The organism is Streptomyces sp. NPDC038135 (assembly GCF_055601245.1).
In genome coordinates this window covers 1-13,710 of the sequence record NZ_JBVJXS010000008.1, presented here as the reverse complement: position 1 = coordinate 13,710, position 13,710 = coordinate 1, and the positions used below count along the sequence as shown (strand labels likewise).

Genomic DNA, 13,710 nt, shown 5'->3' with positions numbered 1-13,710 from the left:
GGCGGGTCGGCGGCCGGCGGGGTCCGGTTCGGCGGACCGTGCGGCTGACGGCGGGACTCGCCGGGTCCGGACCCGGGCCTGGCGGGGCGGTGGGCCGGCCGGGTGGCGGCATCCGGGCCGGGGGTTCGGCGCGCGGCATTCGGGTGGAGCTGGTGTGCTGGAGCGGGGGGCCGTCGTACCCGTTCTCCGGAGATGCAGATGAGTACCTATCGAGTCGCGCAGGTGACCGCCCCGGACGGCACGTTCGAACTGGCCGAGCGAGAGGTGCCCCGGCCCGGGCCCGGGCAGGTCCTGGTCGCCGTGGAGGCGTGCGGGATCTGCCACAGCGACGCCCTCTTCGTGAGCGGCGGACTGCCGGGCGTGTCGTTCCCCGAGGTGCCCGGGCACGAGATCGCCGGGCGGATCGAGGAGCTGGGCGAGGGGGCCCAGGACCGCGGATGGCGCGCCGGTGACCGGGTGGCCGTCGGCTGGTTCGGCGGCAGCTGCGGCCACTGCGCGCCCTGCCGCCAGGGCGATTTCGTCGTGTGTCCGAACCTGAAGGTCCCGGGCTGGGCGTACGACGGCGGCTTCGGCGACAAGGTGCTCGTACCCGTCGACGCCCTGGCCCGCATCCCCGAGGGTCTGGCGGCGGGCGACGCCGGGCCCATGGCCTGCGCCGGCGTCACCACGTTCAACGGGCTGCGGCGCAGCTCGGCCAGGCCGGGCGACCTGGTCGCGGTGCTCGGACTCGGCGGCCTGGGACACCTCGGGGTGCAGTACGCGGTCGCCATGGGCTTCGAGACCGTGGGGATCGCCCGCGGCGCCGAGAAGGCCGACTTCGCCAAGAGGCTCGGCGCCCACCACTATGTCGACAGCACCTCCGGCACCCCGGTCGCCGAGGCCCTGCAGTCCCTCGGCGGAGCCAAGGTCGTGCTCGCCACCGCCGGGCACTCCGATGCCATCACGGCCACCGTGGACGGCCTGGAGCCCCGCGGCGAGCTGGTGGTCATCGGGGCGGACACCGAGCCCCTGGGCATCAGCCCGGTCCAGTTGCTGATGAGCGGCCGTGTCGTGCGCGGTCACCCCTCCGGCACCGCGAAGGACGTCGAGGACACCATGGCGTTCAGTGCCCTGCACGGCATCCGCCCGATGACGGAGTCCGTGCCGCTGGAGCAGGCGGACGAGGCCTACCGGAAGATGCTGGCCGGCCGGGCCCGCTTCCGGATGGTGCTCACCACCGGCTGAGACGTCCCGTCACGGCAGGAACCCCCCGGCCGTGAAGGAGCGAAGTCACCCTTTCGGGCAGCGGGGAAAAAGTTTCCGCGGGCGAAAGTGCCGAATGCGACCGGAACGAGCCACCGCGCGTACGAAGGAATGGCCGACTCCGTTTATTTTCCCGCGATTTCCCGACTCGTGGCGCTGATCGAAAAGCGGAGCCCGGCCCGCCGGCGTGCTTTTCGGTCAAACTCCCCATGCCTTCTTTGGGCGGGTGAGGGCGTCCCTTAGGATCAATTGCAAGCGCTGCGGGGTTGGGCCTGTGGTGCCCTATTTCCGAGGGAGACGCAATGGGCGAGTCGAACACCGACCAGAAGATCCTCGAGGAGATCGAGGACCTCGACTCTCTGGAGGTCCTGGAGGCCGAGGACCTGGACGACAGCGTGGCGTTCCACGCGTTCCGGTTCCGCAGCTAAGGCCGGCCCGGACCAGACATGAAAACGGGTGGGCGGCCCGGTTTTCCGGCCCGTCCGCCCGTTGTCGTCGTCCGGCCGATAATTCGAGCACGGTACCCCAGGTTCTCGTCGAGAAAGGTCACACGGCCCGCTGTGGCGATTTATGTACGGCTGTTGCGGCACCGGCGTTTCGCCGGCCTTTGTTTCGGGCAGATGGTCTCCCTTCTCGGTGACGCGTTCTTTCCCATCATCGTGGTGGTGGCGGCCGCGAAGGCGGGCACGCCCGCCGAGACCATCGGCGCGGTCTTCGCCGCGCGCTTCGTCGCGCTCGGCGCGGTGGTGCTGTTCAGCGGAGCCCTCCTGGACCGGTTCGACCCGGTCCGCGCGGCCGTCGTCGCGGACTCCGCCCGCGTGGCCGCTCTCGTCGCACTCGCCGTGGTCTGGGACGGCGGACTGGACCCCGTCGTCCTCGCCGTCGCCGTACTGATCGGACTGTGCGAGGCGGTCAGCGAGCCCGCGCTGCTCGTCGTCGCGCCCAAGGTCCTCCCGCACCGCGCGGCCCGCGACGCCGCCGGCGAGGAGGACACCGAGGTCACCGCCGCCTACGGCCTGCTGGAAGGCATGCGCAACAGCGCCGGCATGGTCGGCCCCACCCTCGCCGCCGCCGTCGTCGGCGCGCTCGGCGCGCCCACGGGCGCCGTGCTCGCCGCGTTCGCCTTCGGGGTCTCCGCCGCCGCCACCCGCTACGCGGGCGCGCACATCGGGACCCGCTCCCGGTCCGGCGCCCGCGCGGCGGAACCGGCGCCCGGGAAGGCCGGGCCCGAACCGGACGGCCCGGCGGGCGGCCCGCGGAGCGACGACGCGGATGACGCCGAACCCTCGCTCCTGCGCACCGCCCTCCAGGGCCTCGCCGTGCTGTGGCGCATCCCGTGGCTGCGCCATGTGCAGCTCCTCGCCGTCGTGCACGTGGTGTTCGCCGTCGGCCCCTGGATGGTCGGCCTGCCCGTCTTCCTGATCGAGCGCGGTCACAGCGCCACCGTGTACGGATTCGTCCTGGGCGCCTTCGCCGTCGGCAACGCCGTCGGCGCCCTCGTCGGCGGCCGGATCGGCGGCCGGCACCGCGGCCTGTACGCCCTCGCCCTGCTCGCCCTGTACGGCGTGACCGTGCTGGCGCCCGTCATGACCGGTTCCGTCCTGCTGCTCGCCGCCGCCTTCTTCGCGGGCGGTGTCGGACAGCAGGCCTTCGACGTCGTCAAGATGACCGGACTGCGCCGGGACGTGCCCGAGGAGCTGCACGGCCGCGCTTTCTCGGCGGACTTCTTCTTCTCCTTCGCCTCCCTGCCGCTCGGGCAGCTGCTGGGCGCCGGACTGCTCCGCTTCGCCGACGCCCGCTCGATCATGCTGTGGGGCGGCGCGCTCGTGCTCGTCTCCACCGCCGCCGTGGCCGTACGGCCGGACGTCCGCCGGTTCGCGTCCGCGGGGCCCTCGGACACCGTCCCGGCGCCGGGAACACCTCTCATGGAACGGTCACCGGATGCCGGCACACGTTGATCTCTTCGAGGAGCACGGCGAGGTCGCGGCCCTGTGGTCCGGCCGCCCCTACGGCGGCCGCACGGTCGTCTGCTTCGACCGCCACCTCGACCTCAAGCCCCTGGCCCCGGGCGGCGCCGAGGCGCTGCGCGCCGCCGCCGAGGAGGGCGGCTCCCCGGCCCCGCTGGTGCGCCGGCTGCCGGTCCGCGGAGTGCCCGGCGCCTTCGGCCTGGACGACTTCTGGTCCGCCGCCGCGATCACGGCCGGCCTCACCGACCTGGTGTGGGTGCCCAGTTGGCGTTCCTCCGACGGCTGGGTGCGGCACGCGCTGGACGCCGTCTCGCTGATCGGCACCGCCGGCGCTCCGGCCGACCCGCGGGCGGAGCGCTGCTGCCTCGCGGTCACCCTGTGCGGGGTCCGGCTCGCCGTCGTACCCCCCGACCTCCTCCTCGACCACCTCGACCGGCACGTGCGCACGGACGTCGTGACGGACATCGACCTGGACTGGCTGGTCGACGAGCACGGCAGGTCCGAGCACGGCACGGACGAACTGGCCCGCCTGGTCGACGCCTGCGGAGGCGAACTGACCGCGATGACCTGGTCCACCCGGTCGGGTTTCCTGCCGTCCGAATATCGCACCGTGGGCGCGGACGTCGCCGCCCGGCTCGGGCTGCGCGCGCGCCGGTCCTCGTACCTGCCCGCGACGCCGTGGCCGGAGGACCTGATGCTGCGCGTCCACCAGGGCGCCGGACCGTCCGGACCCGAGGCGGACGGCGACGGACCGGAAGCGGGTATCGTCATCGCCCTGCGCGGCCTGGCGCACACGGCGGCGAGCCTGGAGACGGCGGAGAAGTGCTTCGAGCGGGCCGCCGCGCACGGCTACCGCTCCAGCTGGCTCGCCTACCGCGTCGGCGCCGCCCACTTCGCCCTCGGCGACCACCGCGCCGCCCGCTCGTACCTGCGCGAGGCGGCGGCCATCGACCCCCAGGACACCCTCGGCGCACACGCCCGCGTCATGGGCGCGCGGGCCACCCTGCGCCTGGACGGCGCCGGCGCCGCCCTGGACGAGTTCCGCGCCCTCGCCGCCGAACTGCCGTTGCGCGAAGGGGTGTGGAAGACGCTGCGCGTTCTCGCCCGCGCCCAGGGCGACCCGGACACGGCGGAGGCGGCCGGGCGGCAACTGCGGCGGCTGGCCCGCCTGACCGGGCCCGGCGCCGCCGCCGGGCCGGAGACGGACCGGCCGTGATCGACGTGCTCCTGGTGATGCCACCGGTCAGCGAGGCCGTGCAGTTCCCCTACCTCGCCCTGCCCCAGCTCACCGCGGCCTGGACCGCCCAGGGGCACCGAGTGCGCGCCGTCGACCTCAACCTGGAGTACCGCGACGAGGTGCTCCTGCGCCGCCCGACGGCCCCCGAGGACGGCGCGGCCGACGACGCGCCGACCGCCGCCGCCATCTACCGGGGCGTCAGCGAGGAATACCGGGCCGCCCACGGCGACCTGCTGCTGCGCACCGCCCGGGACCGCTCCGCCGGATTCGACCAGGAGACGGCCATCACCGCGACCGGCCGCTACGTCCTGCGGCAGGCCGGCCGGGACGGCTGGATCCTCCCCGGGACACCCCGGCTGGGGCGGATCGACGAGCTGGTGGAGGCGTCACTCGGCTCCTGGTCCGCCCGCTGGTGCGCCGACCGCCTCGAAGCGCTGCTCGCCGAACACCGGCCCCGCCTCCTGGCCTTCACCGTCCCGTTCTTCAGCCAGGTGGTCCCCACCCTCGCCCTGACCACCTCCGTCAAACGGCGCCGGCCGGACGTCCGGATCGCCCTCGGCGGACCGACCGTGCAGATGTGGGCCGCCGCCCTGCGCCGCCGGACCGCGGCGGCCGGCTCGGTGGACCACTGGTGCGCGGGCCACGGCGAGGACTTCCTGACCGACGTCCTCGGGACCGGCCCGGCCCGCACCCATGAGGTGCCGGAACGGCACGCGGACGGCCTGCGCGACGGCTTCGTCCTCAACGACCAACCCGCGCCCGACTTCGGGCAGTTCGACTTCGCGGACTACAGCAACCAGGCCCACCAGTTCCCGTACCGCCTGACCGTGGGCTGCTACTGGGGACGGTGCACGTTCTGCTCGTACGGCAACCGTTACCGCGACGCCCGGGCCTTCCAGCAGATAGACCCCGGCACCGCCGCCCGGCACCTCGTCGGGCTCGCCCGCCGGCTCGGCATCACCGATGTGGCCGTGGCCGACGAGAACACCGGCCTGCGGCACCTGTTGCGCGTCATGGAGGCCGTGCGTCGCGGCGGAGTGGACCTGACCTTCCGGGTCCGGGCCCGCCTGGAGCCGGAACTGGCCGACCCCGGTTTCTGCCGCCGGCTTCGCGAGGCCGGCTGCGTGCAGATCTCGACCGGCTTCGAGACGGCCGACCAGGACATACTCGACTCCCTGCGGAAGGGACAGGACGCGGCCCACGCAGAGCGGGCCGTGCTCAACCTGACCGGCGCGGGCATCGTCACCAACCTCTCCTTCATGGACGGCTACGACCACCCCCGGGCCGTCGAGGGCCACCACGACACGGTCGGCGTCATCCGGCGCCACCCCGCCGACATGGGCCTGGACACCCTGCAGTTGCTCGTTGCCGAACCCGGCAGCCACCTGTGGGCCGACCGGCCGCGCGAGGACGACGATCCGCTCGTCACCAACGACGGACTGGCCTTCGCCGCCGGACGCGTCGGCGGCGCGGTCCTGGCGGGCGCCGCGACCGACGAGGCCCGCGACCGGCTGCTGCGGATGACCGTCGAGGCCGTACCCGACGCCGAACGCGCCGGCCGCCCCGACCTGCCGCAGCACCCGGACGGACGTCCGGCCGCGTCCGGCGACCGGACCACGGCGGCCCGGCCGCGGTTCGCCGTCGCCCTGCGACGGGTGGGCGGCCGCTGGTTCCTGGCCGACGTCGCCTGGCCGCGGATGGCCGCCGTGCCCGCCGGCCTGACGCCCACCCCGGACGGCCGCTTCCAGCCGGAGGACAGGGACGGACGGCACTGGCTGCACCGGATGCTCGACAAACGCCTGCTGGAGCCCGACGGGCCGGACCCCACCGCAGCCGGCGCCCGCCGGGCGCCCGCGGCGTCCGATGCCCTCGGAGGGAGGAGCGTGTGATGGAGAAGCTCGGACTGGGGCTGGGCATGGACCTGGTCTGGGGAGAGCGGATCGGCTTCGAGAAGACCGGCTCCGGCCGGCCCACCGACCAGGTGGCCGCCTTCCTGAGACACAACGCCCCCGGCTACGACTACATGTTCGTCGCCTTCCAGCCCATCGACTACGGCCCCCTCGCCCCCGAGCGCTACTTCCCGGCGTACGACCGCCTGTTCGAGCTGTTCGGCGCCGAGCGGCCCCGCGCCTTCCACCACACCATGCTCAACACCGGGAGCCCCGAGCGCTACCGGCGCGCCGAGATCGCGGACTTCACCAACGCCCTCGTCGAACGCTACGGATTCCGCTGGGTCGTCGAGGACCTCGGCATCTGGTCCCTCGCGGGCCGCAGCCTGCCCTACCCCATGCCGCCCGTCCTCACCGAGGAGGGCCTGAAACACTGCGTGGCCGGCGTCGCCGACTGGGTGGAGCGGCTGCGGGCGCCCCTGTCGGTGGAGTTCCCCGGCTTCACCGAGGGCGGCAGCTTCCTCGTCGGCGACCTGGACGCGTTCACCTTCTACGACACCGTGATCCGGGAGACCGGCGCCCTGGCCACCATCGACATCGGGCACATCCTCGCCTACCAGTGGCTGACCGGACGCACCGGACCGCGGATGTTCGAGGGCCTGGACGCGCTGCCGCTCGACCGCTGCCACGAGGTGCACCTGTCGGGCTGCCAGATCGTCGACGGGCGCTTCCGCGACCTGCACCACGGGGTGCTGCTCGACGAGCAACTGGCCCTGCTGGAACACCTGCTGCCGCAGATGCCGAACCTGACCGGCGTCACCTACGAGGACCCCAAGTTCACCGCCGACGGACAGCTCGTCCCGAAGTCGCGGCCCAACGCGGAGCGGCTGTTCGCCCTCGTGCGGTCCTGGAAGGAGGGCGGCGCCCGTGCCGCATGAGACCCCGGCCCCCGTCCTCGGTCCGCCCACGCGGCACGAGCGGATCCTGAAGGTCCTCGACCGGCTGCTGTACGACAGGGAGTTCCGCGAGGCGTTCACCGCCGACGGCCCGGCCGGCCGCCGGCTCGGCCTCGACGCCGACCTGGTGGACGCCTTCGGTCGGGTGGACCTGCACGAACTGGCCCTGGTGGGACGGAACATACGCTCCGAGGTGGTCTCCGGCGGCACCGGCACCGGGCCCGGCCTCAAGGGGGCGTTCCCCCGCACCCTGGACGAGCTGCGGGAGCGGCGCGGGGTGGCGGTCAACCAGGTGGCGGAGCGGTTCATCGCCTCGCCGTCCTTCCAGCGGTTCCGCGACGTCCCGTTCTCCCCGTACGGCCGCGGCACGACGCTGCCCGAGTGCTTCCACCGCTTCATGGCGGGCCGGCCACCGGAGCTCGACCCGCGCGGCGAACTGGAGCCGCTGGTCCATCACGAGGCCGCAGCGGCCGTCGTCCGCGCGGTCGCCACCGGAGCCCACGCCACCTTCGACGTCACCCTCGCCCACACGGCCTTCCACGGCGGTGTCCTGTGCGGGTTCCGCGCCTACGACGAGGCGCCCGGGGCGTGGCGGCTGGAACCGACCATGTTCCTGGCGGGAGGCGGCCGTTGCGTCATCGGCACCGCCCGCCGCCCGCTGTACGAGGCCCTGACCGCCTTCCTCGACGGGCGCCTCGACGCGCTCGCACCGCGGGTGCGGGCCTCACTGGAGGAGCGCGTGCGCGCATGGGGGCTGCGATGAACACTCACCGGACCGAACGGACGGACACCCGCCGGCCGGACGAGACGGACCAGCTCGACCTCGACCGGTTCCGCCGCGAGCACTGGCGCCGCCGGCCCGTCGTCCTGCGCGGCTGCGGACCGCAGTTTCTCGCACCGGCGCTGACCTGGTCCGACGTCACGGCACTCGAGGCACGCCTGGACGCGGACACCTCAGCGGCGGGCGTGCACCGGCGCCCCGACGGAACCGTGCTCTTCGTGAACCAGGCGCAGCACACCATGCCCCAACTGGCCGCCGCCTGCGAGAAGCTGGCCGGTCTCTTCGGCTGGGACGAGTGCACGGCCGATCTGTCCGTCACCCGCGGCGGCGGCGCCGGGATCGGCTGCCACTTCGACCACAGCGACAACTTCGTCGTGCAGCAGCAGGGCTCCAAGAGCTGGCGCGTCGGGCTGCCCGAGCACACCAGCCGCGACCGGCAGCGCCGACGCATGCTGGAGACCAAGGGGTTCGTGCCCTCGGGCCGGCTCCCGCAGCGGCCCTGGGAGGTGCTGCTGCACCCCGGTGACGTGCTGTACCTGCCGCTGTTCGCACCCCACGAGGGGGTCGAGGACCCGGACGGCGCCGGCGAGGGCTCGGTCAGCGTGTCCTTCTCCTACAACGCGCGCAGCGCGCTGGGCGCCCACCTCAAGCCGCTGCTGCGCGCACTGGCCGCGCAGGACGCCTGGTGGGAGCCGCTTCCCCTCGACGGGGCCGACCCCGAGCGGCTCGAGGCGGCGCTCGTACGGGCCCTGCGCACCATCACGCGCCCGGCGCCGGAAGCGCCGGAGCGGCACACGGAACCGGCGGGACAGGGGGACGCATGAGGCTGAAGGAACTCGCGGCGGACAGGTCGGCGGCGGGACTGCCCGATCTGTCGCTGATCGTCCTCGCGGAGGACGCCGCCGCCGTCGCGGCCGGCGAACAGGTGCGCCGCGTCGTGGCCCGGCAGTACCTCGTACGGCTCCTGCGCGCGGTCAGGGCGCTGCGCGAGGACCGCCCCGACGCGCCCGAGCTCGCCCGCGCCCTGGAACTGCTGGACGCCTGGGACGTCGACGAGGCCCTGGACCGGGCACTGCGACCGGACATGACCGGCTGGATCTGGCGCAGCACCGGGACCGGCGCCGACCCCGCGGTCCTGCTCACCCAGCTCGGCCGGTGCCTGGAGCCCGAGCGGCCGGGCGCGGCGGCCCACGTCGGCCTCGGGGCCCGGCGTCCCATGGCACCGGTCGTCACCACCGCCGCCGGAGGCCGCGCCGCCCAGCTCTTCGGCTGGGCCCGCGAGGGCGACGAGGAGCCGCTCGACCTCACCGCTGAGCGGGCGCGGGAGTTCGCCGCGACCGTGCAGCGGGGAGCCGACGCGCTGGCGGCCGTGTGGCCCGAGGGCCTGGAGATGGCGGCGATCGACATCCAGGCGTTCGCGGCACTGGGCGGCCACCGCGGGCTGCGGCCCCTGAACTTCAGCATCCACGGCCTGCGGGGTCTGGTCCTGACCAGCGAACGACCCGCCCACATGCTCGCCCAGACCCTGGTCCACGAGGCCACCCACCAGCGCTTCAGCGGCATCCTCGACTGCGTGGCGGTGGTCCGCAATCCCGAGGCGCGGCACCACTCGCCGTTCGTCGACGCGGAGCGGCCCCTCGGGCACATCGTGCACGGCATCCTCTCCTTCATCAACGACGTCCACGTGGCCGGCCGCCATCTGGCGGTCGAGCGCGACCCGGTCGAACGGGGCCGCATCCAGCGCTACGTCGCGCTGAAGACCGATCAGCTGCGCGTCGCCGAGAAGAACCTGCTCGAGGTCGCCGAGCCGACCGAGCACGGCGCCCGGCTGCTCGCGGGGTGCCGGAGCGCGATCGACCGGCTCGACCGTGGCTGACGGGCGGCCCCACGGCCCGCCCGCCGTCCCGGCCGGCCCCGGCGAGGACGTCGTCGGCGCGGCGCTGACACGGGCCCGCGCCCGGCTCGGACCGGGGGCGCACGTCGACCACGACGAACACGGCGGGCTGTGCCGGGTGCGCATCCGCCTCGGCCCGGCCCGGCACGGCCACACCCCGCAGTGGGGCGTCGCCGCCCACGACAGCGCCTACGTGGCGGCCGAACTGGACGGCGGCGTGGCCCGACTGCTCGACGACCGCGCGCTGCTGGCCCGGCGCCGTCCGCTGACCGGCCCGTTGTCCGGCCCGGCGCTGCTCACGCCCCCGGCGGCCGGAATCCTGGTGCACGAGTGCTTCGGCCACACCAGCGAGGCCGACAACTACCTGGCCCAGCGGCAGGCCCTCGGCCGGTCCCTCGGCGACACGTGGACCCCGGCCCCGCTGACGGTACGCGACCGCCCGACGGCCCGTCCGTACGCGGGCAGCTACCTCCGGGACGACGAGGACACCGCGCCCCGGACGGTCACGCTGGTCCGCGACGGCCGCTGGAGCGCGCTGCTCACCTCCCGGGCGACCCGGGCCCTGAGCGGGGGCAGCAGCACCGGACACGGCCGCGGCGCCCGGGGCGCGGTCGCACCCCGCTGCAGCGTGCTCGACGTGGAGCCGGGGCCGCACACCCGGGCGGAACTGCTCGAACGGGTCGGCGACGGCTGGCTCCTCGGCACCGCCGTCGGCGGCTTCTCCGTGCGCGAACACCTCATCCTCGAAGCGCTGTGGGCCCGCCGGGTGCGCGACGGGCGGCCGACGGACGACGTCGTGGGGCCGGTCGCCGTCTGCGCGCCGAAGGCGGCGCTGGCGCGGCAGATCACCGCCGTGGGCGGCGACGTGCGCGTGCACAGCTCGCCGTACTCCTGCGTCAAGGACGGGCACGAGGTCGGCTCCACCCTCATCAGCCCCTCCCTGCTCCTGGCCCGCTGCGTGGTGCGGCCGCTGGAGCAGGTGCGGCGACTGGTCCGGCGTGCGCGGCCGCCCGCCTGAGCGGTCCCGGGCGGGGTACGGCGCTCAGGTCTGCCGGGCGTTCACGGGGCTGTTGGCGACCTCGTCGGGGCACTTGCGGCGCGGCCCGCGTACCCGCCGGTCGCGCCGCCAGTCGGCCGTCGCGAGGGCCAGCGAGGCCGCCATGCCGACGAGGGCGGCGCCCAGCGCGGCGAAGAGGGCGCCGCGGAAGTCGTGGCTCCTGCCGAGCACCAGGTAGAAGAGCCCGGGCAGGGCGGCGGTGCCCACCGCCGCGCCGAGCCGCTGCCCCGTCTGCAGCGCGCCGCCGGCCGCGCCCGCCATCCGCACCGGAACGTCCCGCAGGGTCATGGTGATGTTGGGGGAGACGACGAAGCCGCCGCCGACGCCGCCCAGGAACAGCAGCGGAGCGGCGAGCCAGGCGGCGCTGTCCGCGGGCCCGTGGCGCAGCAGCAGCGCGGTGCCGCCGAGGCCGAGGAGGACGCCGGTGAGACCGCACACCGTGAGCAGCCGGCCGAACCGCTCCACCAGCCGGCCGGCGACCACGGAGCTGATCGCCGAGCCGACGGCGAACGGGGTCACGGCCAGGCCCGACCGCAGCGGGGAGAAGCCGAGGCCGTGCTGGTAGAAGAGGGCGAAGACCAGCCAGACGCCGCTGAACCCGATGAAGTACAGCGTGCCGACGCCGGCCCCGACGGCGTAGCCGCGCACGGTGGTGAACAGGCGCGGGTCGAGCAGCGGCTGCGTGCCGCGGGCGATCAGGCGCCGCTGCCACCGCGTGAACACGGCGAGGACCGCGGCTCCGGCCGGGAACAGCCACCACAGCTCCCCGATGCCGCCCGATTCCGCCTGCACCAGCGGATACATGAGGCAGAGCACGCCCAGCCCCAGCAGCAGGACGCCCGGCACGTCCACGTGCCCCCGGCCGGTCCGCCGGGTACGGGGCAGCAGGCGCCGGCCGAGCAGCACGGCGAGGATGCCGATGGGGAGGTTGACGTAGAAGATCCACCGCCAGCCCTGGGCGCCGGAGGCGAGGGCGAGGATGACACCCCCGGTGATCGGGCCCACGGCCGAGGAGATGCCGACGATCGAACCGAACAGCCCGAAGGCACGGCCGCGTTCGGCGCCCCGGAAGAGCTGCTGGATGAGCGCGGAGTTCTGGGGGGCCATGAAACCCGCCGCCAGGCCCTGGGCCAGCCGGGCCGCCACCAGCAGCGTGATGTCGGGGGCCGCTCCGCAGGCCGCGCTGAAGACCACGAAACCGCTGAGGGCCAGCAGGAAGATGCGCCGCCGGTCCAGGGCGTCGCCGAGCCGCCCGGCGGTGACCAGCGCGAGGGCGAAGGTGAGGGCGTATCCGGAGACGACCCACTGCACCTGCGCGGCGGAGGCGTGCAGGTCGCGCTGGATGGTGGGCAGGGCGACGGCCACGATCGTCACGTCCAGCAGGCTCATGAAGCCGGCCACGAGCGTGACCCACAGGGCCCGCCAGCGGCGCGGGTCCGGCTCGTACCCGGCCTCCTGGGCGCCCTCGTCCCGGGCGCCCGGATCCCGGTCGTCCGCCGCGGACGCCGACGCTGTCACAGGGGCTGCTCCTCTCACCCACCCGAACCCGGACGAACCAGGTTCCCCCGCCCGGCCCGCCGCACACCTGTCCACCACCGCGGATGCGGGCGCCGCCGGGCGCGGGTCAGCCGGCCGCCAGGACCAGCAGCCCCGTCGCCGCCACGAGGGCGCACCCCAGGACGCACCAGGCCGCCAGCCGCAGGCGCAGCGCCCGGTACCGGCTCTCGTAGGCCAGCCGCAGTTCCTCGGCGCGCTCCGCGGTGCGCCGCCAGGAGGCGCGGGACAGCGTCAGGTACTCCGCCTCGAACTGTCGCTCCAGATCGTCGCGCTGGGTGTCGGTGAGCCAGCCCAGCCGGGCGGCCAGCCGGGCCGCCGCCGCACGGCCCTCCTCGCGTGCGGCGGCGAGCAGCAGATGACCCTCGATCTGCCGGACCAGCGTCCGGCCGTCGTCGGCGCTCACCGCGCGGTCACCTCCCGTTCCCGCGCCGGAACACGCGGATGGTGCAGGTCGAACGCCGGGGACTCGCTGCGGATCCCCGGCAGGGCGGCGAAGTTGTGCCGCGGCGGCGGGCAGGACGTCGCCCATTCCAGCGAGCGGCCGTAGCCCCACGGGTCGTCCACGCCGACCGGCTCGCCGTACTTCGCCGTCCTCCACACGTTGTAGAGGAACGGCACCATCGACGCGCCGAGCAGGAAGGAGAAGACGGTGGACACGGTGTTGAGCGTGGTGAGCCCCTCGACCGCGAGGTAGTCCGGGATCCGGCGCTGCATCCCGTTCACGCCCAGCCAGTGCTGGACCAGGAACGTGCCGTGGAAGCCGACGAACAGCGTCCAGAAGGTGATCTTGCCGAGGCGCTCGTCCAGCGTCTTGCCGGTCATCTTCGGCCACCAGAAGTGGAAGCCCGCGAACATCGCGAAGACGACGGTGCCGAAGACCACGTAGTGGAAGTGGGCGACGACGAAGTAGGTGTCGGAGGTCGGGAAGTCCAGCGGCGGCGAGGCCAGCATGACTCCGGTCAGCCCGCCGAAGACGAACGTCACCAGGAAGCCCGACGCCCACAGCATGGGCGTCTCGAAGGAGAGGCTGCCGCGCCACATGGTGCCGATCCAGTTGAAGAACTTCACACCGGTCGGGACCGCGATCAGGAAGGTCATGAAGGAGAAGAACGGCAGCAGCACACCGCCGG

The 13,710-nt window shown here is 74.3% G+C and carries 13 protein-coding genes; 10 read left to right on the top strand and 3 right to left on the bottom strand.

Annotated features, from left to right (window positions below; genetic code table 11):
- Nucleotides 1-198 precede the first annotated feature (198 nt).
- The 10 genes from ACZ7JA_RS22835 (at nucleotide 199) to ACZ7JA_RS22790 (ending at nucleotide 10,984) form a co-directional block, all read left to right on the top strand.
- Nucleotides 199-1,224: an alcohol dehydrogenase gene (locus tag ACZ7JA_RS22835; protein WP_470810071.1), complete on the top strand. Its 1,026-nt coding sequence runs from the start codon at nucleotides 199-201 to the stop codon at nucleotides 1,222-1,224.
- A gap of 320 nt (nucleotides 1,225-1,544) precedes the next feature.
- Nucleotides 1,545-1,670, top strand: coding sequence for a hypothetical protein (locus ACZ7JA_RS22830; protein ID WP_351673548.1), 126 nt, complete (start codon nucleotides 1,545-1,547; stop codon nucleotides 1,668-1,670).
- Between the two features lie 18 nt (nucleotides 1,671-1,688).
- On the top strand, nucleotides 1,689-3,200 hold the full coding sequence (locus tag ACZ7JA_RS22825) for an MFS transporter (protein WP_470810069.1): 1,512 nt from the start codon (nucleotides 1,689-1,691) through the stop codon (nucleotides 3,198-3,200).
- Nucleotides 3,184-4,425: a tetratricopeptide repeat protein gene (locus ACZ7JA_RS22820; RefSeq protein WP_470810067.1), complete on the top strand. Its 1,242-nt coding sequence runs from the start codon at nucleotides 3,184-3,186 to the stop codon at nucleotides 4,423-4,425. The genes ACZ7JA_RS22825 and ACZ7JA_RS22820 overlap by 17 nt, the downstream gene beginning before the upstream one ends.
- Complete coding sequence (locus tag ACZ7JA_RS22815; protein WP_470810065.1) at nucleotides 4,422-6,335, top strand: B12-binding domain-containing radical SAM protein; 1,914 nt, start codon at nucleotides 4,422-4,424, stop codon at nucleotides 6,333-6,335. The genes ACZ7JA_RS22820 and ACZ7JA_RS22815 overlap by 4 nt, the downstream gene beginning before the upstream one ends.
- The gene (locus ACZ7JA_RS22810; protein WP_389301874.1) at nucleotides 6,335-7,273 is read left to right on the top strand and encodes a multinuclear nonheme iron-dependent oxidase; all 939 of its coding nucleotides are present in this window, start codon (nucleotides 6,335-6,337) and stop codon (nucleotides 7,271-7,273) included. Before ACZ7JA_RS22815 ends, ACZ7JA_RS22810 begins: the two co-directional genes overlap by 1 nt.
- Nucleotides 7,263-8,054 carry a hypothetical protein gene (locus ACZ7JA_RS22805; RefSeq protein ID WP_351673558.1) on the top strand — a complete coding sequence of 264 codons (792 nt, stop codon included), beginning with the start codon at nucleotides 7,263-7,265 and terminating at the stop codon, nucleotides 8,052-8,054. Before ACZ7JA_RS22810 ends, ACZ7JA_RS22805 begins: the two co-directional genes overlap by 11 nt.
- The gene (locus tag ACZ7JA_RS22800; RefSeq protein WP_470810062.1) at nucleotides 8,051-8,896 is read left to right on the top strand and encodes a JmjC domain-containing protein; all 846 of its coding nucleotides are present in this window, start codon (nucleotides 8,051-8,053) and stop codon (nucleotides 8,894-8,896) included. Before ACZ7JA_RS22805 ends, ACZ7JA_RS22800 begins: the two co-directional genes overlap by 4 nt.
- Nucleotides 8,893-9,948 (top strand): aKG-HExxH-type peptide beta-hydroxylase, encoded by a 1,056-nt coding sequence (locus ACZ7JA_RS22795; protein WP_470810060.1) that lies wholly within the window; start codon nucleotides 8,893-8,895, stop codon nucleotides 9,946-9,948. Before ACZ7JA_RS22800 ends, ACZ7JA_RS22795 begins: the two co-directional genes overlap by 4 nt.
- On the top strand, nucleotides 9,941-10,984 hold the full coding sequence (locus ACZ7JA_RS22790; RefSeq protein WP_351673564.1) for a metallopeptidase TldD-related protein: 1,044 nt from the start codon (nucleotides 9,941-9,943) through the stop codon (nucleotides 10,982-10,984). The genes ACZ7JA_RS22795 and ACZ7JA_RS22790 overlap by 8 nt, the downstream gene beginning before the upstream one ends.
- A 24-nt stretch (nucleotides 10,985-11,008) precedes the next feature.
- Here the strand turns inward: ACZ7JA_RS22790 and ACZ7JA_RS22785 are convergent, their stop codons facing one another.
- From ACZ7JA_RS22785 to ACZ7JA_RS22775, 3 genes are all read right to left on the bottom strand, one after another.
- Nucleotides 11,009-12,541, bottom strand: a complete 1,533-nt coding sequence (locus ACZ7JA_RS22785) for an MFS transporter (protein ID WP_389454538.1) — start codon at nucleotides 12,539-12,541, stop codon at nucleotides 11,009-11,011.
- Nucleotides 12,542-12,647: 106 nt separating this feature from the next.
- A complete protein-coding gene (locus ACZ7JA_RS22780; protein ID WP_351673568.1) occupies nucleotides 12,648-12,983 on the bottom strand; it encodes a hypothetical protein in 336 nt (111 codons plus the stop codon).
- Nucleotides 12,980-13,710: cytochrome c oxidase subunit I (locus tag ACZ7JA_RS22775; protein WP_470810057.1), on the bottom strand; the 731-nt coding region annotated here is incomplete at its 5' end. The genes ACZ7JA_RS22775 and ACZ7JA_RS22780, both read right to left, overlap by 4 nt.

Excerpts from the sequence above, each read along its gene's own strand:
- ACZ7JA_RS22810 (WP_389301874.1), top strand. The coding sequence starts at position 6,335 with ATGGAGAAGCTCGGACTGGGGCTGGGCATGGACCTGGTCTGGGGAGAG.
- ACZ7JA_RS22795 (WP_470810060.1), top strand. The coding sequence starts at position 8,893 with ATGAGGCTGAAGGAACTCGCGGCGGACAGGTCGGCGGCGGGACTGCCC.
- ACZ7JA_RS22800 (WP_470810062.1), top strand. The coding sequence starts at position 8,051 with ATGAACACTCACCGGACCGAACGGACGGACACCCGCCGGCCGGACGAG.
- ACZ7JA_RS22825 (WP_470810069.1), top strand. The coding sequence starts at position 1,689 with ATGAAAACGGGTGGGCGGCCCGGTTTTCCGGCCCGTCCGCCCGTTGTC.
- ACZ7JA_RS22820 (WP_470810067.1), top strand. The coding sequence starts at position 3,184 with ATGCCGGCACACGTTGATCTCTTCGAGGAGCACGGCGAGGTCGCGGCC.
- ACZ7JA_RS22830 (WP_351673548.1), top strand. The coding sequence starts at position 1,545 with ATGGGCGAGTCGAACACCGACCAGAAGATCCTCGAGGAGATCGAGGAC.
- ACZ7JA_RS22835 (WP_470810071.1), top strand. The coding sequence starts at position 199 with ATGAGTACCTATCGAGTCGCGCAGGTGACCGCCCCGGACGGCACGTTC.